This is a genomic window from Microbacterium sp. Mcb102 (assembly GCF_024519805.1).
Classification (GTDB): domain Bacteria; phylum Actinomycetota; class Actinomycetes; order Actinomycetales; family Microbacteriaceae; genus Microbacterium.
This window is the reverse complement of sequence record NZ_JALJRG010000003.1, coordinates 33,589-52,893: the sequence shown is the minus strand read 5'-3', so window position 1 is coordinate 52,893 and position 19,305 is coordinate 33,589. Positions and strand designations below refer to the sequence as shown.

Here is a 19,305-nt window from a genome sequence, read left to right as displayed (position 1 = left end):
CGCACGCCGTCCGGCGGGCGCGGGCTACTGCTCCTCGGCCTGGAACGTCACGGTGGAGGTGCGCGGGGCGCCGTCGCCGAGCAGGGTGAGTGTCAGCGTCGTCGCCCAGGCGGCCGCGACGTAGTAGCCGGTGATGCCGGCGGCGACCAGTTCGGAAGAGCCGGGCGGGATCGTCACCGTGCCGGTGAGCGGGCCCGAGAGCGACTCGAGCACAGGGGCCACGTCGACCGACCAGGTGACGGTCAGCGGTGTCGTCCCGGTGTTCGTGACGGTCGCCCCCGGCCACGCGAAATCTGCACCCGTGACGGTCGCGGGCGAGGGCTGCACGGTCAGGGCGGCGGCGCCGGAGGCCGCCGCGAGCGGTGTGGCGATGGCGGCGGCGATCACGGGCGCCGACCATGCCGCCGCGCGCACCACCGATCGCCGCGTGATCCCTGTCGACGTGCGCTGCTCGTCCATATCGTCCCCATCCCCATTTTGGCCTTCGACTTAAGGCTATCGGGATAGGGACCTTCGGCTAAACGCCCACCGCTCAGACGTGCGAGCGGAGCTCAGACTTCAGGATCTTGCCGGTGGCGTTGCGGGGGAAGTCCTCGACGAAGACGAACTCGCGCGGCACCTTGAAGTTCGCCAGGTGGGTGCGACAGAAGGCCTCGAGATCGGCGGCATCCGGTCGCGGCGTGGCGTTGTGCAGCAGCAGGACGTAGGCGCGGCCGACCGTGCCGAGGCGGTGATCGTCCACCCCGATCACGGCCGACTCGTTCACCGCCGGATGCTTGCGCAGGGCGTTCTCGACCTCGGCCGGGTAGACGTTGAAACCGCCGACGATGAACATGTCCTTCAGCCGGTCGGTGATCTTCAGGCAGCCGTGCTCGTCCAGACGGCCGACGTCGCCGGTGTGGAACCAGCCGTCCGCATCGAGCACGGCGTCCGTTGCCGCCTGATCCTCGAAGTAGCCGAGCATGACGTTGGGTCCGCGGAGCAGGATCTCGCCGTCGGTGTCGAGCCCGGCATCCTGACCGTCCTCGTCCACCACGCGGATCTCGACCCCGTCGACAGCGGGACCCGTGGTCTGCGCCGTGTGCTCGAGGGACTCGCCGGGGCGGGAGAGGGTGGCCACCACGCACTCGGTGAGCCCGTATGCCTGGGCGACGGTCTCGAACCCGAGTGTGTTCACCATGTCGTGGAAGAGTGTGGCGGGGGCCGCCGTGGCCCCCGCGATCGCGAACCGCAGCGACGACAGGTCGTACTCCCGAAGCCGCGGGTGGTCGAGCAGCGAGGTGAAGATCGTCGGTACGCCGGGCAGCACGCTGATGCGCTCGGACTGCACGAGTTCGAGCAGCTGATCGGCATCGAACACCGCCAGCGGGTAGATCGTGGTCCCCGCCATCAGCGAGGTGATCATCCCGGCTTTGTAGCCGAACCCGTGGAAGAACGGGTTGACCACCGCATAACGGTCGTCGGGCGTGAGTCGTGCGCCGAGTCCCCAGGCGCGTGCCACGGAGAGCGTCTGGCGGTGCGCGCTGAGCACGCCCTTGGGGATCCCGGTGGTGCCCGAGGTGAAGAGCACGTCCATGATGTCGTCCGGGGTGACGGCCTCCGCGGCGGCCGTCACGCGGTCGTCGGTGACCGCGGATCCCGCCGCGAGGAAGTCCGACCAGGAGAGGAGGCCGTCGCCGCCTGCGCCGTCGATGGTCACGGCGGTGTGCAGGTGGGGGAGGCCGGGGAAGATCGGACCGTCGCCTGCGCGCTCGGCTGCGGCGCTGCGGAGCAGGGAGCTGTACGGCTTCCCGAGGAATCCGTCGGCGACGACCAGGCCGGTGGCGCGGGATCGCGCGAGGATCTCCGCGGCTTCATGGCCGGTGAAGCGCGTGTTCAGGGGCACGACCGCGATGCCGACCAGCTGAGCCCCGAGCATCGCCAGGATGAACTCGTGTCGGTTCGGCGCCCACAGGCCGATGCGGTCGCCCGGCTCGATGCCCTGTGCGAGGTAGGCGCGGGCGACGGAGCGCGCCCGGTCCTGCAACTCGGCGTAGCCGATGACCACGTCGCCGTCGACGATGGCCGGATGGTCGCCGAGAGCTGCCATCTCCGCGAGGAGGGCGGGCACTGTCGTGGCTTCCGAGACTGTCATGGACGTCCTTTCCAATATCATGCGTACACTCCGAGTGGATGTTTCGGGAAAACGCTCACATGCGGCACACTTGAACAAGCGCTTGTGAGATTCTCTGTGAAGGAGCAGCAATGGCAACGACCAAAAGCGGGGGCCGGCAGGAGCAGAGCTCCGAACGCCGCGACCAGATCATCTCGATCGCCGCGCGCCTGATCGCCAAGCGCGGATACTCCGCCACGACGGTCCGAGACATCGCCGATGAGGCGGGCATCCTGTCCGGCAGTCTCTACCACCACTTCTCCTCCAAGGAAGCGATCCTGCAGGAGATCCTCCACAGTTTCATGGCGGGCCTGCTGGGCCGCTTCGAAGAGATCGTGGCCGAGGGGGGAAGCCCCCGTGACATCCTCGACAAGCTCATCGCACACGCCTTCGCGACGATCGAGAGCCAGCCCGACGCGGTCGGCCTGTACCAGAACGAGCTGTCGTTCCTCGCCCGTCAGCCCGGCTTCGAGTTCCTCGGCGAGAACAGCGAGCGCATCGAGGCGCTCTGGCTGGCGCAGATCACCGAGGGGCAGAAGGTCGGCGTCTTCCGCGATTCGATCGACGCCCCCATCGCCTACCGCTTCATCCGCGACGCGGTGTGGTCGACCGTCGCGTGGTACCGGCCGGGGCGCGGGCACACCGCGTCGACCCTGACCGACAACTTCCTGGATCTGCTCCACAAGGGCCTCCTCGCCGACTGAGTGGATTCCGCGTCAGTCCGCGACTTCGCGGGTGCGGGTGCCGCGCGGGTCGAGGACTTCGCGGATCAGTCGCAGCTCCTCGGCATCCGGTGTGCGCGTGAGTGGCGCGTCCGACGCGTCGAGGGGGAACCCCGTGCTGTCCGCCACGGACTGTGGGTCGACGCCGGGGTGGACGGAGAGTACGGTGAGGGCGCCTTCGTCGTCGTACCCGAGCACGGCGAGGTTCGTCACGATCACGCCGAGGTGGTGATGATCGAGGCCGGCCTCGCGTGCGCGGTCGTTGCCGACGCCCGAGACCATGTCGACGGCGGGGACGAACACGCGCGTGCTGTGGCGTGAGATCCAGTAGTCCACGCGGTGGTTCGCGGTGTTGCCCGGTGCCCCGCGCACTCCGATGAGCTGACGGGTGGGGCGGGCCCAGTCGCCGATGAGCGAGATGTTCTGGTTGCCGAACCGGTCGATCTGACTCGCGCCCATCATGCTCTGACGTCGGCCGGTGGCGAGGATGTCGAAGATGCGCCGGAACGGCGCCCACCCCTCGATCGTCGGCTGCGGGGCCTCCGGGTCGCCCGGCTGCGGCGGGCCGCTCAGGAAGAACGCCTCCCCGTCGCTGAGGACGAGATCGGGGGCGGTGGTGAGCTTCGCCAGCCGCGCACCCAGCGCGGGGATGATGCCGACCGCGTGCGCGAGGATCTCGCCCGACTCCCGGTACGTGTCGGCGCAGGCCGCGATGCAGATCTCGGCGTTCGTCGCTCCGGCCGTCGCAGAGGCGATGCCCGCGGTGGTGGTGTCGGTGGTCATGACTCTCCTCGGTCGGCGTGGAAACGGGCGACGGCGGCGTGGTAGCCGGCCTCGTCGGTCTGCAGGAACGTCTGCTCGAACTCGGCCCAGGCATCGGGGTCCTTGGCGGAGGCGGCGTAGTGCTTCTGGAACGCTTCGTCGCGGTCGTAGTCGGGCGCGCACGTGGTGAAGTGCGCACCGCGCGGCGCTTCGACGACGGCCGAGGCGTAGATGCGGCTGAAGAGCAGCGTGTGGAACGAGCCCTCATCGAGCAGCGCCGAGGTCGGGACGACCTTCTCGGCGGAGACGATGGTGCGCTCGGCCGCCATCGCGAACAGATCGTCGAAGTAGGGGTCGGGCCCCAGGTATTGGGCGTTCCCCTGTTCGTCGGCCCGGTTCACGTGCACGAGCGCGACGTCGAGCGGGAGGGCCGGCATCGCCACGTACTCGGCGTCGGAGTAGGGCGAGCGCACCGTGCGCAGGCGCGGGTTGGCCGGGAGCACGTCGGCGCCGAGGCCCGCGCGGATGGGCAGGAAGTCGAGCCGGGCATTCGCTGCGCGCAGGCCCGCCACGAACATGCCCTCGTCGTACTCCTCGATCTCCAACCCGCCGCGCTCCCTGGTCCGGGTGAACAGTGGATCGAGCGGAATGCTGTCCAGGGAGACGAAGCCGTACACGAGGCGGCGGATGCGTCCGGCGGCGGCGAGGAGGCCGACGTCGGGGCCGCCGAACGCCACCACGGTGAGGTCGGTGATGTCGCGTCGGAGGATCTCGCGCACCAGGGCCATCGGCTTGCGCCGGGACCCCCAGCCGCCGATGCCGATCGTCATCCCGCTCTCGATGGTGGCGACCGCCTCCTCGATGCTCACCCGCTTGTCCGACATCCCCGCTCCTTCGCGTGACCGGCGCTAAACCTAGCGCTTGTTTGGGAATCACAGTAGCATGCCCGGGAGGACGAACAGCGAGGGAGGTGCGCATGACCGCACAGTCGATGGCAGAGCACGTGGTGGTGACCGGCGGTGCCAGCGGGATCGGCGCCGCCGTGGTGGACCTGCTCCTCGCTCGCGGGTGCCGGGTCACCGTCTTCGACCTCGCGCCGAGCGCACGAGCAGAGGTGGAGACGCGGATCGTGGACGTCCGTGACGAGACCGCCGTCGAAGCGGAGATGGACGCGGCATGGGCGCTCGGCCCGGTCGCCGGGCTCGTCGCCTGCCACGGCATCCGTGGCGCGTTCGTGCCGGCGCTGGAGATGGATCTCGACCGGCTCCGCCTGCTGTACGACGTGCACGTCGTGGGGACGCTCGCCGTGTCGCGCGCGATGGTGCGGCGCCTCGACGGTGCTCCGGCGTCGATCGTGATGGTGTCGTCGACCACCGCCTACCGCGGCTGGGCGAACCAGGTGGACTACGGCCCGGCGAAGGCCGCGGAGCGTCAGTTGATGGAGAACCTCGCCGTCGAGTGGGCGCCGCGGGGCGTGCGGGTCAACGCGGTCGCCCCCGGCCACACGCTGACCCCGATGGTGCAGGACATGGTCGACGGCGGATACGACCTCGAAGCCGTCGAGAAGCGCACGCCACGAGGACGGCTCGCGGACCCGGCCGACATCGCCGGCGCGATCGTGTGGATGCTGTGCGACGCCACGCACGTGATCGGCCAGTGTCTTCCGGTCGACGGCGGGTGGACGGTCGTGGGGCGGTGATGCCGGTCCGCACGATCGGCGACCTGCGCGTCTCGGCGATCGGGATGGGGGCCATGACCCTCACCCAGCTTCCGGACGCCGACATCGAGCGCGGTGTCCGAGCCGTGCACGCGGCTCTGGATGCCGGGATCACCCTGTTCGACACCGCTGACTCCTACGGTCCGACGGGAGAGATGGGGGTGAACGAGCGGGCTCTGATCGCGGCTCTGCGGCAGCGTCCCGATGCCCTCGACCGTGTGGTCGTCGCGACCAAGGGCGGGCACACGCGGGGGCCGGCGGCGACGTGGTGGGTCGACGGTTCGCCGGAGCATCTCGCCGCCGCTGCCCGTGCTTCGGCGCAGCGCCTCGGCCTCGACGCCCTCCCGCTCTATCAGCACCATCGCCCCGATGTGAAGGTGCCGTTCGAGGAGTCGATGGGCGCGATGCGCCGACTCGTCGACGACGGCGTGGTCGTGCGTGTCGGGGTCTCCAATGTGGACAGTGCGCAGCTCGACGTCGCGAAGCGCGTGGTCGGTGCGGCATTGGTCAGCGTGCAGAACGAGTACTCGGTGCTCGAGCGTTCCGGCGATGAGGTGCTGCGCCGGTGCGAGGAGCACGGCCTGGCGTTCCTCGCCTGGGGGCCGCTGGGCGGCATGCGGGCGGCGAAAGGCCTCGGCGGTGCGGCGGCCGCGGTGGCCGTGGTAGCCGAACGGCACGGCGTGAGCCCGCAGAGGGTGGCGCTGGCGTGGCTGCTGTCGCGATCGCCGGTGCTGATCCCGATTCCCGGGGCGAGTCGTCCGGAGAGCGTCCGCGACTCCGCGGCGTCCGCCGATCTCGTACTCGACGGCGACGATCTGCTCCTGCTCGACGGGCAGTCGGGGGAGGGTCAGTGAGGTTCCTGCAACAGCTCGACCCGCACGTCATCGGGGCCGAGCACGTACACGTACCGGTAGCCCTCGAGCGGCCCGGCCGTCGCGGTCATGATCTGCGACAGCGGGCGGTGTCCGAGGGCGGCCAGGCGGGCGAGGCTCGCCTCGATGTCGGGCACCACGATGGCCGGGTGCGCTGCGCCGATGTGTCCGTTGTCGGGGTCGATGCGCGGGGCGTCCGCGCCGCGGTACTCGGCGAGCTCCAGGAACACGCCGTCGGCCAGTCGGATGAAGGTCAGCAGGATCTCGACGCCCGGATACCCCGTCGCCGCTTCGACCGCGGGCCCGCTCTTGGCGAGTGGGCCGATGGCCTCGCCTTCGGTCGCGGCTCGATAGAACGCCGTCGCCGCGACGGTGTCGCTGACCGTGATGCCGATGTGGTGCAGCCGGGGCATCCCGTCTCCCTCTTCTCAATCGCACGCTAGACAACCAAATGCTTGTTTGATAACTATCGCGGAGGAAACCCATGAAAGCAACGCCCGTCATCGACCTCACCGGCCGCGTCGCCGTGATCACCGGAGCCGCCGGCGGTCAGGGGCGCGCGCACGCCGCGCTGTTCCATGATCTCGGCGCCGACCTGGTGCTCACGGACCTCGACGGCGCGGCCGTCGCCGAGGTCGCCGCGGCCTATGGGGACCGCGCGATCGGTCTCGCGCACGACGTCTCCTCGGCGGACGCGTGGTCGCAGGTGGCCGATGCGGCGCAGAAGAGGTTCGGGCGCGTCGACGTGCTCGTCAACAACGCCGGCTTCTGCCCGGAGGGGCCGCTCGCCGAGACCTCGGAGCGCGTCATCCGCCTCACGCTCGATGTGAACCTGATCGGGCCGATGCTGGGGGTGCAGGCGCTGCTGCCCCTCATGGGCGAGGGGGCGTCCATCGTCAACATCGCCTCCACCGCCGGCGTCGCCGGCTACGCGAACCGCGTCCCCTACTCCGCCTCGAAGTGGGGGCTGCGCGGGGTATCCCGCGCGCTCGCCCGGGAGCTCGGCGGCAGCGGTATCCGTGTGAACACCGTGTGCCCCGGCGCGGTCGACACCCCCATGATCACCGAGGACACCCGCGCCGGCGTCGGCTTCATCTCGCGCATCCCGATCCCGCGTGCCGGTCGACCGGAGGAGATCTCGAACCTCGTCGCCTACCTCGCCAGCTCGGCGAGCAGCTACTGCACCGGGCAGGACTTCATCATCGACGGCGGTCAGGTCGCCTGATGCCCAGTTACGCCTTCGACGGGGTCGTGCCGGTCGTCGATCCGACCGCGTTCGTGCACGAGACGGCCAGCCTGATCGGCGACGTGATCATCGGGCCCGGCTGCTACATCGGACCGTTCGCGAGCCTGCGCGGCGATTTCGGGCGCATCGTCGTCGGCGAGGGGTCGAACGTGCAGGACTCGTGCGTGATCCACGCCTTCCCCGGTGCGGACGCCGTGCTGGAGCCGAACAGTCATGTCGGACACGGGGCGGTGCTGCACGGCTGCCGCATCGGATCGTTCGCGCTCATCGGCATCGGAGCGACGGTGCTCGACGGTGCCGAGATCGGTGCGGACGCGCTGCTGGGGGCGGGCGCCGTCGTGACCGCGGGCACGGTGATCCCGCCGGGGTCGAAAGCGCTCGGTGCTCCGGCCCGCGTCGTCGGGCCGCTCGACGAACAAGCCCTGGCGTGGAAGCGCAACGGGGTGCGGATCTACCAGGATCTCGCGCGTCGCAGCCGCGAGACCCTGCATCCGGTCGAGCCGCTCTCCGCCGCCGAACCGGACCGACGCCGCACCTCCTGGTCGCCGGACGCCGCGACGCCGCTGCACCGGAAGCGGGCGGAGGAGCCCGCGTGAACGAGACCTTCGACGACTGGCTCGCGATCACGCACACGATCGCCCGTTACGGTCGGCTCGCCGATCAGCGACGCTCGGGGGAGATGGCCGACCTGTTCACACCGGACGGACGGATGCTGATGTTCCGTCCCCGGGCGGACGAACCCGCGGAGTCGCCGGAAGGCCGCGAGCAGCTGATCGCGGCCTTCGACACCCTCGCGGCCTTCGTCGTGACCAGCCACGTGCTCTCGCCGAGCGACGTCGAGATCGACGGGGAGTCGGCCCGGGCGCACACCTCCTGCATGTCCCATCACGTCCGCGAGACGGCGGAGGGGCGGATGCGCTTCACGCTCGCCGACCGCTACGAGGACACCCTCGTGCGGCGGGAGGGGCGCTGGTTCTTCCAGGAACGCCGCAAGTACACCGATTGGACCGAGTCCGCTCCGCTCCGGCGCTGACCCGCGACTCTCAGGCCGTCGCGAGCGCCCAGTCCTCCGCGTGATCGCGCTGCTCGCGAGCGGTGCCGAAGAGCCGGCCGAGGGAGTGCGCGCGCTTGAAGATCAGGTGCGCGTCGTGCTCCCACGTGATCGCGATGCCGCCGTGCAGCTGGATCGTCTCGGCGGCGACGTGTTCGAGCGCCTCGGAGCACGTCGCCTTCGCGATGGTCGCGAGCTCGAAGCGGTCGGCGGCTCCGGTGGCGAGAGCATCTGATGCTGCGCGCGACGCGGTGCGTGCGACCTCCATTTGCACGTGCATGTCCGCCAGGCGGTGCTTGATCGCCTGGAACGACCCGATCGCGCGTCCGAACTGCACCCGCTGCTTCGCGTATGCCACGGTCTCGTCGAGGGCACGCGCGGCGGTTCCCGCCTGTACCGCGCTGATCGCCGCGAGCGCGAGCGCACGCACGGTCTCCAGGACGCCCGGGTCGACGGCTCCGAGGGGTCGCGCTGCGACCGCGTCGAAGCGCAGCGTGCCCAGGCGCAGGGTCTGGTCCATGGTCGGAGTGTCCTCACGGACCACGGCCTCGGTGTCGATCACCTCGAACAGGCGCGGGCCGTCGGAGGTCTGAGCGACCACGAGCAGCACGTCGGCGGTGGCACCGTCGAGGACGAACCCGCTCGCGCCGCTGAGCTGCCAGCCCTCGCGGTCCTCGGCGTGGATGTCGACCCGCTCCGGGGCGAAGCGTCCGTCGGGAGCGGCCCAGGCGAGAGCGGCTGACGATGATCCCTCGGCGATGCCGGGGAGCAGCCGGGCGGCGGCATCCGCGTCGCCGGTGGCCAGGATCGCCTGCGCCGCGATCGCGACCGAGCCGAGATACGGGGAGGGGGCGAGCGAGTAGCCGATCTCCTCCAACACGAGCTGCGCCTCACGGAGAGTGAAGTCCGCGCCGCCGAACTCCTCGGGGATCGCCATGCCGGCGATGCCGATCTCCTCGCACAGCAGGCGCCACAGGTCGGTGTCGAAGCGCTCGGTGCTCGCTATGGCACGACGGGTCGCCGCGCTGTCGGCACGCTGGCTCAGGATGCCGCGCACCAGGGCCACCAGCTCCTGCTGATCCTCATCGGGTTCGAATGACATCATCGCTCCTTCGGGAGGATATCGCGGGCGATCCGTGCCCGGTGGAACGCCGGGGTGCCCCAGGCTGCAGACAATGCCGGGGCGAGGCCGAGCCAGATGCGCAGGGTGTGCTCGGCGGTGTAGCCGATCGCCCCGTGCACCTGCAGCGAGGTGCGGGCGGCGAGCAGCGCGGCATCACCCGCGGCGACCTTCGCGGCCGATATCGCCCGATCCTCGTCGGGTTCGTCGGCACGCAGGGCGGCGTTCCACACGAGCGGACGGGCGAAGCTCAGGGCGATGCGCACATCCGCGAGCTGGTGCTTGAGCGCCTGGAACTCGCCGATCGGGCGGCCGAACTGCTCACGCACCTTCGCGTACGACACCGCTTCCGCCAGCATCCGCTCTCCGGCGCCGACCAGAGTGGCTGCGGCGGCGAGGCTCGCCTCGTTGAGAGCCGCCTCCAGCGCGCCGGGGCCGAGGGGTGTCGCGTCGCCGGTCGGGGTGAGGCGGGCGAGACGCCGGGTCGGGGCGACCGAGGTCAGCTCCTCTCCGATCTCGCCGCGATGCAGGGCACCGTCGCGCACGAGGTACCGGTGCGATGCGATGGTCGCGTCGAGGGCAGCCGGGGCCGTGCCGTCGACCGCGGCGGTCGCGATGGCTCCGGCGGCGAGGTCGGCCCTCGTGTCGTCGTCGACCAGGGCGGGCAGCAGGGCGACCGTCTCGAGGTACGGCCCGGGAACACCGTGGTACCCGAGACGCTCGAAGACGACGACGAGGTCGCTCAGCGTTCCGCCGAAGCCGCCCGCGTCCTCGCTCACCCGCAACCCGAGCAGGCCGAGCTCGGCGAACTGCTCCCACAGGGCGAGGCCCGGGGCGGTGTCGCCGTCGGCCCAGCTGCGGGCCACATCCGCGCCGCCGGCCCCGTCGACGATCTCATCGATGGCCTCGGCGAACGCGACCTGTTCTTCGGTGGGCAGGAACCGCATCATGCGCGCCTTCCGTCTCCGCCGCGGGGGAGTCCGAGGATCCGCTCCGCGATGATGTTGCGCTGGACCTCGTTCGTCCCCGCGTAGATGGGGCCGGCGAGAGAGAACTGGTAGTCGTCGACCCAGCGTCCGCCGTCGACGGCGGACGCGCCCCGCAGCTCGCCCTCGGGGCCGAGGATGCGCAGGGCGGTCTCGTGGATGTGCACGTCGAGCTCGGACCAGAACACCTTGTTGATGCTGCCCTCGGCGCCGACGGATCCGCCCTCGAGCAGGGTGCTGACGGTCTGCCACGTGAAGAGCCGGTACGCCTCCGCGCCGATCCACGCATCGACCACGGCGTCGTCTTCCGACACCGTCCCGTGTGCGGACTGCAGGGCGATCAGACGCTCGGTCGCGGCGAGGAAACGGCCGGGCGCGCGCAGCGAGAGGCCGCGCTCGTTCCCTGCGGTGCTCATCGCCACGCGCCAGCCGTCGCCGGGAGCCCCCAGCACGTCGGCATCGGGCACGAACACGTCGTCGAAGAAGATCTCCGCGAAGCCGGTGGTCCCGTCGAGCTGCGCGATCGCCCGCACGGTGATTCCCTCGGCATCCATCGGGAACAGGAAGTAGGTGAGCCCGTGGTGCCGCAGGGCTTCGGGGTCGGAGCGGAAGAGCCCGAAGCCGCGATCGGCCCAGACCGCTCGCGAGCTCCAGATCTTCTGACCGTTCAGCACCCAGCCCCCACGGGCCTCATCGCGGCGGGCGGTGCTGCGGATCGCGGCCAGGTCGCTGCCGGCTCCCGGCTCCGACCAGGCCTGCGCCCAGATCAGCGAGCCGTCGGTCATCGGGCCGAGGAACCGCTCGTGCTGCTCGGGGGTGCCGTGCTCGAAGAGGATCGGCGCGAGCAGGGAGATGCCGTTCTGCGCGACGCGTGTGGGGGCGCCGGCGCGGTAGTACTCCTCCTCGAAGAGCACCCACTCGGTGATGCCGACGTCGCGGCCGCCGTACTGCTCCGGCCAGGACACGACCGACCATCGGCCGGCGGCGAGCGTCGCCTCCCACTCCCGGTGCGCGGCGAAGCCGGCCTCGGTGTCCATCGAGGGCAGCGGGGTCGGCGGGACGTTCTCTGCGAGCCAGGCACGTGCCTCTGCGGCGAACGCCTGCTGCTCGGAGGTCAGGTCGAGGTTCACGGCGTGGCCCCCTTCGTGTCGGCTTTGATCGAGCGCACGTCGACCCCGCCGAGGGAGTCGCCGCCGACCTCGGCGTTGTGCGCGTGTGCGGCGTGATGCAGACCGAACACCGAGTCCATTCCGGCCCGCATCCCCTGCAGGTCTTCGGCCTGGTTCACGGCCTTCTTGGTCAGAGCGAGTCCGAGGCGCGGCATCCGTCCGATGCGCTCCGCGATCTCGAGGGTCCGCTCCTCGAGCTCGTCGAGGGGAACGACGTGGTTCACCATGCCGAGCTCGTGCGCGCGGGCGGCCGGCATCCGGTCTCCGGTGTAGAGCATCTCCTTCGCGGCGCGGGGATTGGTCACCCACGGGTGCGCGAAGAACTCGACGCCGGGGATGCCCATCGACACCACAGGGTCCTGGAAGAAGGCATCGTCGGCGGCGATGATGAAGTCGCACGACCAGGCGAGCATGAGACCGCCGGCGATGCACGCGCCCTGCACCATCGCGATGACCGGCTTGGGGATCTCGCGCCAGCGCCGGCACATGCCGAGGTACACCTCGGACTCGCGTGCGAAGCGGGAGTCGACGCCCTGGGCGCCCACGTGGTCCCACCAGATGACGGCCTTGCGTTCGAAGCTCCGGTCGATGTCGCGCTCGGGGGTGCCGATGTCGTGACCCGCGCAGAAGTGCGTGCCGTTGCCGCCGAGCACGATGACTTTGACGGCGTCGTCGTCGACGGCGCGGGTGAAGGCGGCGTCGAGCGCATAGGTGACCCGGGAGTTCTGCGCGTTGCGATACTGAGGGCGGTTCAATCGGATGATCGCTGTCGACCCGCGCACCTCGTAGGTGACCACGGCGTCGGCGGATTCGACGGTCATGACGGGTTCCTCTCTGAACTCCAGCAGTCAACCAAACAATCGCTTGGTTTATTGATACTATACGTGAACGGCAAGCCGAAGACCACGACTCGATGAGGAGCACAGATGGACGCGACGCAGCACGACGCGGATGAGCGGTTCCGTGCCGAGATCCGCGGATGGCTGGACGAGAACCTCACCGGCCGCTTCGCCGATCTGCGCGGCCGCGGAGGCTCCGGACGTGAGCACGAGGACTTCGAGGCACGGCTCGAATGGAACCGCCACATGGCCGCCGCCGGATGGACGTGCGTCGCGTGGCCCGTCGAGCACGGCGGCCGCGGGCTCAGCATCGCGCAGCAGGTCATCTTCCATGAGGAGTACGCCAGAGCGGATGCTCCGGCCAGGGTCAACCACCTCGGGGAGGAGCTGCTCGGACCGACCCTCATCGCCCACGGCACCCCCGAGCAGCAGGCCCGCTTCCTCCCGGGCATCGTCGCGGTCGAGGAGCTCTGGTGCCAGGGATACTCCGAGCCGGGCGCCGGGTCCGACCTCGCCGCGGTGTCGACCAAGGCGCAGCGCGTGGGCGAGGAATGGTCGATCACGGGACAGAAGGTCTGGACCTCGCTCGCGCAGCACGCCGACTGGTGCTTCGTGATCGCGCGTACCGAACCCGGCTCCGCCCGCCACCAGGGGCTGTCGTACCTGCTCGTGCCGATGGGTCAGCCGGGCGTCGAGGTGCGGCCGATCCTGCAGCTGACCGCGACCAGCGAGTTCAACGAGGTCTTCTTCGACGATGCCCGCACCGCGGTCGACCTGGTCGTCGGCGGCGAGGGCAACGGGTTCAAGGTCGCCATGGCGACGCTCGGCTTCGAACGCGGCGTCTCGACGCTCGCGCAGCAGATCGCGTTCCGCCGCGAGCTGGATGCCGTGATCGACACGGCCACCCGAACCGGCGCGATCGACGACGCCGTGCTCCGCGACCGGCTGGTGCGCGCCCGGATGGAGCTCGAGGTGATCCGCCAGCATGCCCTGCGCACCCTGGGTGGCGAGCAGGGCGACAGTGCCTCGGTGACGAAGCTGCTGTGGTCGAACTGGCACCGCTCGCTGGGTGAGCTCGCGATGGACGTCGCCGGCCCCGCGTCCCTCCTCGTCGGGGCGGACTACGCGCTCGACGACCTGCAGACCCTGTTCCTGTTCAGTCGTTCCGACACCATCTACGGCGGTTCGGACGAGATCCAACGCAACGTCATCGCCGAGCGCGTGCTCGGCCTGCCCCGAGAGGCCCGCCCATGAGCTCCACCGCCCCCGAGTACGTTCCCGGCCACGGTCTTCTGGCCGGCAAGCGCATCGTCATCACCGCCGCCGCGGGTGCCGGCATCGGCCAGGCCGCCGCGATCCGCTGCCTGGAGGAGGGTGCTGCGCTCGTCGTGCTCGGTGACACCCACGCCGGTCGCCTCGCCGAGACGCAACAGGAGCTCGGCGACCGCTTCGGCGCGGACCGCGTGCGCACGGCCGTGTGCGACGTGACCGTCGAGGACCATATCACCGCCTTCCTCGACCTCGCGGAAGAGGGCGGGCCCATCGATGTCATGATCAACAACGCGGGCCTGGGCGGCTCGGTCTCGATCCTCGACATGACCGACGAGCAGTGGGGCAAGGTCCTCGATGTCACGCTCACCGGCACCTTCCGCTGCATCCGCGCCGTCGGCCGGCGCATGGTCGCCGCCGGTACCGCGGGGGTCATCGTGAACAACGCCTCCGTCATCGGCTGGCGCGCCCAGGTCGAGCAGGCCCACTATGCCGCAGCCAAGGCGGGGGTGATGGCGCTCACCCGCAGTGCCGCGATGGACCTCGCCCCGCACGGCATCCGCGTCAACGCCGTCTCGCCGAGCCTGGCGATGCATCCGTTCCTGGAGAAGGTCACCTCTCCCGAGATGCTCGAGCAGCTCAAGGCCCGCGAGGCGTTCGGGCGGGCGGCGGAACCCTGGGAGGTCGCCAACGTCATGGTGTTCCTCGCCAGCGCATACTCCTCATATATGACCGGCGAGGTCGTCGCCGTCAGCAGTCAGCACGCGTGAGTTCAGAGAGAAGGAAGAACATGGCAGAGGCATACATCGTTGACGCGGTCCGTTCCCCGGTCGGCAAGCGCGGCGGCTCGCTCTCGGGCATCCATCCGGCCGACCTCGGGGCGCACAGCCTCAAGGCGCTGGTCGAGCGCACGGGCATCGATCCCGGCGCCATCGACGACGTCATCATCGGCGCGACCGACACGATCGGCGGGCAGTCCGGCAACGTCGGGCGCTCGGCCGTGCTGGTCGCCGGCTTCCCCGAGCACGTGCCGGGTGTCACGATCGACCGGCAGTGCGGGTCGAGCCAGCAGGCCGTGCACTTCGCCGCGCAGGCCGTGATGAGCGGCGTGAACGACCTGGTGATCGCGGGTGGGCTGCAGAACATGTCGCAGCTGCCGATCTCGTCGGCCATGGTCGCCGGAGAGGCCTACGGGTTCACGACGCCGTTTGCCGAGTCGCCCGGCTGGCAGGCACGCTACCCCGACCAGGAGATCTCGCAGTTCGTCGGCGCCGAGATGATCGCCGAGAAGTGGGACATCTCCCGCGAGGAGATGGAGCAGTTCGCGCTGGAGAGCCACCAGCGTGCGGCAGTCGCCCAGGACGAGGGCCGCTTCGCGAACGAGATCGCCCCGTTGAACGGACTCGACCACGACGAGGGTGTGCGCCGCGACACCTCGCTCGAGCGCATGGCCGGCCTGCAGACGCTGACTCCGGGCGGGCGACTGACCGCGGCCGTGGCCTCGCAGATCAGCGACGCCTCCAGCGCGGTGCTGATCGCGAGCGCGCAGGCCGTGAAGGACCACGGCCTCACCCCGCGGGCGCGCATCCACCACATGTCGGTGCGTGGCGACAGTCCCGTGTTCATGCTCACCGCGCCCATCCCCGCGACGGCCTACGCGATGGAGCGCTCGGGCATGACGCTCGACGACATCGACCTGTTCGAGGTCAACGAGGCCTTCGCCTCGGTCGTGCTCGCCTGGCTGCAGGAGACGGGTGTGCCGCGCGAGAAGCTCAACGTGAACGGCGGCGGCATCGCGCTCGGGCATCCGATCGGAGCCACCGGCACCCGGCTGATGACCACGATGCTGAACGAGCTGGAGCGCACCGGCGGCCGCTACGGCATGCAGGTCATGTGCGAGGGCGGCGGTCTGGCGAACGCCACGATCATCGAGCGCCTCTGACGCGGGTGTCGGAGGGATGATGCCGACAGCCTCCAACATCAGATAATTATCTGATGTGCGCTATCACTATGAGTACCGCCACGTTCACCGACCTCCTGCGAAAGCCCAAGGTAGTCCTCGCTCACATCGACGAGGGGCAGGTTCGAATCACCCGTCGTGACGGCGACGACCTGGTGATCCTTCGAGGGCGTGACATCGATGTCCTCGAGAGTGGGGTGTCTTTGTCCAGCCAGGTGCTCCGTGCGATCGGTCGGAACAAGGGCGACGTCGAGGCGGCGCTGTCGGACCTTTTCGCGTGGACGAGCGAGTTCAGCGCTTCAGAGCTGAAGGAGTATGCCGCCGAGATCGAGCGACTCGTGTACGCGGCCAGTGAGCTGGGGTCCTTCGAGCGCCTCCTCCGCACCCAACAGGAGTGGCAGGAGACTGCCTCGGCCTACGCGATGGGCATGCGTCCGACAGAGCCGGTGGAGCTTCCTGCCGAGGCGCGTCCCGTCGAGCGCCCGTAGATGGCGGGTAAGCGCGGGAGTTCGGTCCCGCGACCCACGAAGGCGGACGAGTACGACATCATCTTCGGCAACGCCGCCGCAGAGCGTGGATGGAGCGACCTGAAGGCCGTCGCGAAGAATGCGCTCTCGGATGCCTGGGACTACTTGGCGGCGCACCCCGCTCGATTCGATTCATCACGCTGCTATCAGCTTCGTGGCGATGCAGCGACCGTGTTCGTCGATGGCATCGAAATGCCGAAATCGAAAAGGTCCGGCCGTGTCATCATCACGAGCGCGTCGCCGGGTCACTCCAACGAGACGGACTCGTCGAAGAACTTCCGCTAGCCGAGCTCTCTGTTCGTGCTCAGTCGATCAGGCAGGATGCCGCGGCGCGCAGCTGCGCGACGGCGTCCCGCACCACACGGTCGACGAGCTCCTCGCAGCTGGGCAGGTCGTCGATCATGCCGACCACCTGACCGGCCGCGAGCATCCCGGCGTGGGTGTCCCCGTCGACGAGACCGGCCTTGAGCAGCATCGGGGTGTTCGCGGCGAGGGTCATCTGCGCCCACGAGCGCCCGGTCGCCTTCTTCATCGAGACAGCATCCTTCACCATCTGCGGCCAGCTCAGCCCCGACATCTTCTTGAACTCGAGGGAGCGCCGCAGCGTCGGCCCGAGTCGCGTGAGAGCGTTGCCGCCTTCGAGGCCTTCGACGAACTCGGTGCGCAGCAGCCGGTGCGGCATGCCGTCGGCCTTGGTCGTCACGACGGTGCCGTCCAGACCGAAGCCGAGGTAACGCTGCTTGATCGCCTCGGGCACCGAACTGTCGCTCGTGAGCAGGAAGCGGGTGCCCATGCCCACCCCCGCGGCACCGTAGGCGAGTGCGGCGGCGAGGCCGCGGCCGTCATGGAAACCGCCGGCCGCGATCACCGGGATGTCGACCGCGGCGACCACCGAGGGCAGCAGGATCGAGGTGGGTACGGCGCCGGTGTGGCCGCCGCCCTCTCCGCCCTGGACCATCACCGCGTCCGCGCCCCACGCCGCCACCTTCTCGGCATGACGCACCGCGCCGATCGAGGGGATCACGACCACGCCGTTGTCCTTGAGGCGTTCGATCAGTTCGCGGCGGGGAGCGAGGGCGAAGCTCGCGACCTTCACCCCGTGCCGGATCAACAGCTCGACACGCTCGGTCGCGTCGCCGGCATCCGCACGCAGGTTCACTCCGAAGGGGCGATCGGTGCGCTCGGCGACCTCGATGATCTGCCGCTCGAGCTCGTCGTACGTCATGGTCGCCGACGCGAGGATGCCGAGGGCGCCGGCTTCCGCAGTGGCGGAGACCAGGCGGGCTCCGGCGACCCACCCCATGCCGGTCTGCACGATCGGGTGGTCGACGCCGGTGAGTCGCGTGAGCGGTGTGGCGAGTTGCGGGGGAGTCGTCATGATGCGGTCACCTCTCGGTCGCGGAGTGCGCGCGGGTCCAGTCGCTCGCGCACGAGGCGGAGCTCTTCGTCGGTGGGAAGCCGGGTCTCGGAGACGCCGGTGGGGATGTGCAGGGGGAAGTCGGTGGCATCGACGACCCGGTCGAGTGTCACGCCCGGATGAAGGCTCGCGAGCGCGACCGCACCGTCCGGTCCGGTGAAGTCGAGCACGGCGAGGTCGGTGACGATGCGGCGAAGATCCTGGAACCGGTCGGCGCCGTTCGCCCGCGCGCGAGCCGGACCGACCCCCGTCACCACATCGACCTGATCCACGAACACGCGGGGACCGTGCCGGGCGATCCAATAGCTGGTGGCGTGGTTGACCGTGTTGGTGGCCGCCGCGCGGGCACCGAGCAGCTGCCGGGTGGGTCGGTCACGGTCGCCGATCGCCGAGAGGTTCTGGTTCCCGTGCCGGTCGATCTGGGCTGCTCCCATGACCACGTGCCGACGACCCCGGGCGATCAGCTCGAACAGCCGCGCGTACGGGAACGGCGCCTCCGGCTCGCGGAAGGGCTCGTCGACGGCCGGGGTGTCGGCATACAGCGTCGCCTCACCGTCGCTGAGCAGGAGCTCGGGCGCGTGGGTCAGCCGAGCGAGCCGTGCGCCGATGGTCGGGACGACGCCCACCGTGCTCGCGAGGATCGCGCCCGCCCCGCGGAACAGGTCGCTGCAGGCGACGACGGCGACCTCGGCGCGGGTGGCGGTCATGATGCCGCCTCGGCGTGGAAGGCGGCCACGGCCGCGCGGTAGGCGTCATCGTCGACGTCGAGGAACCGGGCGCGGAAGTCGGCCCAGGCGTGGGGCGACGCGGCGGCCTCGACGTACGCCCGTTGCAGCCGCTCGTCGCGGGAGGCGTGCGGAGGGTGCGCCGTGAACCCGGCTCCGCCCGGCGACGCCACGACCAGGTCGGTGAGCGTGCGGTCGAGGACGGATGACGTGGGTCCGGCACCTGCGAGCAGGTCGGCGGTGTCCACCACGGCTTCCACGCTCACGACGGTGCGGGCGGCCGCACCCGCGAACAGATCGTCGAAGAAGAGGTCGGGTCCGAGGCAGACCGCCGTGCCCGCGGCATCCGCACGGTCGAGGTGCAGCAGCGCGAGGTCGAGGGGCACGGCGGGCATCGCGACCAGCACCTCCGCGTCGGCGTAGGGCGAGGTGATCGTGCGGATGTGCGGGTTGCGGGTCACGGCGTCGGAGCCCGCTCCCGACCGGGTGACCTCGAACGGCAGGCGCCGGGCGGCGGCCCGGAGCCCGGCGACCAGCATCCCCTCGTCGTATTCGACGTTGTGCACGGAGCCGGACTGGCGGGCGGCCGCGAAGTGGGGATCGATCGCGATGCTGTCGAGTGACACGAAGCCGTGCACCACCTCGGACGCCTGCCCGGTGGCGCACAGGATGCCGACGTCGGGGCCGCCGAAGCTGACGATGCGCAGGTCGCGGGCGCCCGACCGCACGATCTGGCGCACCAGCGCCATCGGCTTGCGGCGGGAGCCCCAC

Annotated in this window: 23 protein-coding genes; 11 read left to right on the top strand and 12 right to left on the bottom strand. The window is 70.2% G+C overall.

Going from position 1 to position 19,305, the window contains the following annotated elements; translation table 11 throughout:
* Nucleotides 1-24: 24 nt before the first annotated feature.
* Nucleotides 25-459 carry a hypothetical protein gene (locus OC372_RS09180; protein WP_262001624.1) on the bottom strand — a complete coding sequence of 145 codons (435 nt, stop codon included), beginning with the start codon at nucleotides 457-459 and terminating at the stop codon, nucleotides 25-27.
* Nucleotides 460-532: 73 nt separating this feature from the next.
* A complete protein-coding gene (locus OC372_RS09175; protein WP_262001623.1) occupies nucleotides 533-2,134 on the bottom strand; it encodes an AMP-binding protein in 1,602 nt (533 codons plus the stop codon).
* A 110-nt stretch (nucleotides 2,135-2,244) separates the two neighbouring features.
* Between OC372_RS09175 and OC372_RS09170 the strand changes: the two genes are divergently transcribed.
* Nucleotides 2,245-2,856, top strand: coding sequence for a TetR/AcrR family transcriptional regulator (locus tag OC372_RS09170; protein ID WP_029262094.1), 612 nt, complete (start codon nucleotides 2,245-2,247; stop codon nucleotides 2,854-2,856).
* 12 nt (nucleotides 2,857-2,868) lie between these two features.
* Here OC372_RS09170 and OC372_RS09165 read toward each other — a convergent pair whose 3' ends face one another.
* Together OC372_RS09165 and OC372_RS09160 are read right to left on the bottom strand one after the other, a co-directional pair.
* The gene (locus tag OC372_RS09165; protein ID WP_262001622.1) at nucleotides 2,869-3,657 is read right to left on the bottom strand and encodes a CoA-transferase subunit beta; all 789 of its coding nucleotides are present in this window, start codon (nucleotides 3,655-3,657) and stop codon (nucleotides 2,869-2,871) included.
* Complete coding sequence (locus OC372_RS09160) at nucleotides 3,654-4,520, bottom strand: CoA transferase subunit A (RefSeq protein WP_262001621.1); 867 nt, start codon at nucleotides 4,518-4,520, stop codon at nucleotides 3,654-3,656. The genes OC372_RS09165 and OC372_RS09160 overlap by 4 nt, the downstream gene beginning before the upstream one ends.
* A gap of 92 nt (nucleotides 4,521-4,612) precedes the next feature.
* On the opposite strand from OC372_RS09160, the gene OC372_RS09155 reads away from it, so the two are divergent.
* Both OC372_RS09155 and OC372_RS09150 read left to right on the top strand, forming a co-directional pair.
* The gene (locus tag OC372_RS09155; protein ID WP_197021045.1) at nucleotides 4,613-5,335 is read left to right on the top strand and encodes an SDR family NAD(P)-dependent oxidoreductase; all 723 of its coding nucleotides are present in this window, start codon (nucleotides 4,613-4,615) and stop codon (nucleotides 5,333-5,335) included.
* Entirely contained in the window at nucleotides 5,335-6,207 is an 873-nt protein-coding gene (locus tag OC372_RS09150) for an aldo/keto reductase (protein ID WP_029262098.1), read from the top strand. Before OC372_RS09155 ends, OC372_RS09150 begins: the two co-directional genes overlap by 1 nt.
* On the opposite strand, the gene OC372_RS09145 is transcribed toward OC372_RS09150, so the two are convergent.
* Nucleotides 6,201-6,638, bottom strand: coding sequence for a VOC family protein (locus tag OC372_RS09145; RefSeq protein WP_262001620.1), 438 nt, complete (start codon nucleotides 6,636-6,638; stop codon nucleotides 6,201-6,203). The two genes, OC372_RS09150 and OC372_RS09145, sit on opposite strands and share 7 nt — an antisense overlap.
* 71 nt (nucleotides 6,639-6,709) lie before the next feature.
* Between OC372_RS09145 and OC372_RS09140 the strand changes: the two genes are divergently transcribed.
* The 3 genes from OC372_RS09140 to OC372_RS09130 are packed head-to-tail and all read left to right on the top strand — an operon-like array spanning nucleotide 6,710 to nucleotide 8,504.
* The gene (locus OC372_RS09140) at nucleotides 6,710-7,450 is read left to right on the top strand and encodes an SDR family NAD(P)-dependent oxidoreductase (protein ID WP_262001619.1); all 741 of its coding nucleotides are present in this window, start codon (nucleotides 6,710-6,712) and stop codon (nucleotides 7,448-7,450) included.
* A complete protein-coding gene (locus OC372_RS09135; RefSeq protein ID WP_262001618.1) occupies nucleotides 7,450-8,067 on the top strand; it encodes a gamma carbonic anhydrase family protein in 618 nt (205 codons plus the stop codon). Before OC372_RS09140 ends, OC372_RS09135 begins: the two co-directional genes overlap by 1 nt.
* Nucleotides 8,064-8,504 (top strand): nuclear transport factor 2 family protein, encoded by a 441-nt coding sequence (locus tag OC372_RS09130; protein WP_029262102.1) that lies wholly within the window; start codon nucleotides 8,064-8,066, stop codon nucleotides 8,502-8,504. The genes OC372_RS09135 and OC372_RS09130 overlap by 4 nt, the downstream gene beginning before the upstream one ends.
* Before the next feature lie 10 nt (nucleotides 8,505-8,514).
* Here OC372_RS09130 and OC372_RS09125 read toward each other — a convergent pair whose 3' ends face one another.
* From OC372_RS09125 to OC372_RS09110, 4 genes are read right to left on the bottom strand one after another with little or no spacing between them, the layout of a single operon-like run.
* Entirely contained in the window at nucleotides 8,515-9,627 is a 1,113-nt protein-coding gene (locus OC372_RS09125; RefSeq protein WP_262001617.1) for an acyl-CoA dehydrogenase family protein, read from the bottom strand.
* On the bottom strand, nucleotides 9,624-10,589 hold the full coding sequence (locus OC372_RS09120; protein WP_262001616.1) for an acyl-CoA dehydrogenase family protein: 966 nt from the start codon (nucleotides 10,587-10,589) through the stop codon (nucleotides 9,624-9,626). Before OC372_RS09120 ends, OC372_RS09125 begins: the two co-directional genes overlap by 4 nt.
* Nucleotides 10,589-11,758, bottom strand: a complete 1,170-nt coding sequence (locus OC372_RS09115) for an acyl-CoA dehydrogenase family protein (RefSeq protein ID WP_262001615.1) — start codon at nucleotides 11,756-11,758, stop codon at nucleotides 10,589-10,591. The genes OC372_RS09120 and OC372_RS09115 overlap by 1 nt, the downstream gene beginning before the upstream one ends.
* Nucleotides 11,755-12,618 carry an enoyl-CoA hydratase gene (locus OC372_RS09110; RefSeq protein ID WP_262001614.1) on the bottom strand — a complete coding sequence of 288 codons (864 nt, stop codon included), beginning with the start codon at nucleotides 12,616-12,618 and terminating at the stop codon, nucleotides 11,755-11,757. Before OC372_RS09110 ends, OC372_RS09115 begins: the two co-directional genes overlap by 4 nt.
* Nucleotides 12,619-12,723: 105 nt before the next feature.
* Between OC372_RS09110 and OC372_RS09105 the strand changes: the two genes are divergently transcribed.
* The 5 genes from OC372_RS09105 to OC372_RS09085 all read left to right on the top strand — a co-directional run bounded on the left by OC372_RS09105 (nucleotide 12,724) and on the right by OC372_RS09085 (nucleotide 16,677).
* Nucleotides 12,724-13,890: an acyl-CoA dehydrogenase family protein gene (locus tag OC372_RS09105; RefSeq protein WP_262001613.1), complete on the top strand. Its 1,167-nt coding sequence runs from the start codon at nucleotides 12,724-12,726 to the stop codon at nucleotides 13,888-13,890.
* Nucleotides 13,887-14,675, top strand: coding sequence for an SDR family oxidoreductase (locus tag OC372_RS09100; RefSeq protein WP_262001612.1), 789 nt, complete (start codon nucleotides 13,887-13,889; stop codon nucleotides 14,673-14,675). The genes OC372_RS09105 and OC372_RS09100 overlap by 4 nt, the downstream gene beginning before the upstream one ends.
* A gap of 20 nt (nucleotides 14,676-14,695) precedes the next feature.
* Nucleotides 14,696-15,847 (top strand): acetyl-CoA C-acetyltransferase, encoded by a 1,152-nt coding sequence (locus OC372_RS09095; RefSeq protein WP_262001611.1) that lies wholly within the window; start codon nucleotides 14,696-14,698, stop codon nucleotides 15,845-15,847.
* A 68-nt stretch (nucleotides 15,848-15,915) separates the two neighbouring features.
* Nucleotides 15,916-16,353, top strand: a complete 438-nt coding sequence (locus OC372_RS09090; protein WP_262001610.1) for a hypothetical protein — start codon at nucleotides 15,916-15,918, stop codon at nucleotides 16,351-16,353.
* Nucleotides 16,354-16,677, top strand: a complete 324-nt coding sequence (locus OC372_RS09085; RefSeq protein ID WP_262001609.1) for a hypothetical protein — start codon at nucleotides 16,354-16,356, stop codon at nucleotides 16,675-16,677.
* A gap of 19 nt (nucleotides 16,678-16,696) precedes the next feature.
* Here OC372_RS09085 and OC372_RS09080 read toward each other — a convergent pair whose 3' ends face one another.
* The 3 genes from OC372_RS09080 to OC372_RS09070 form a co-directional block, all read right to left on the bottom strand.
* On the bottom strand, nucleotides 16,697-17,770 hold the full coding sequence (locus tag OC372_RS09080) for an NAD(P)H-dependent flavin oxidoreductase (RefSeq protein ID WP_029262110.1): 1,074 nt from the start codon (nucleotides 17,768-17,770) through the stop codon (nucleotides 16,697-16,699).
* Nucleotides 17,767-18,516, bottom strand: coding sequence for a CoA-transferase subunit beta (locus tag OC372_RS09075; RefSeq protein ID WP_262001608.1), 750 nt, complete (start codon nucleotides 18,514-18,516; stop codon nucleotides 17,767-17,769). The genes OC372_RS09080 and OC372_RS09075 overlap by 4 nt, the downstream gene beginning before the upstream one ends.
* Nucleotides 18,513-19,305: CoA transferase subunit A (locus OC372_RS09070; RefSeq protein ID WP_262001607.1), on the bottom strand; the 793-nt coding region annotated here is incomplete at its 5' end. The genes OC372_RS09075 and OC372_RS09070, both read right to left, overlap by 4 nt.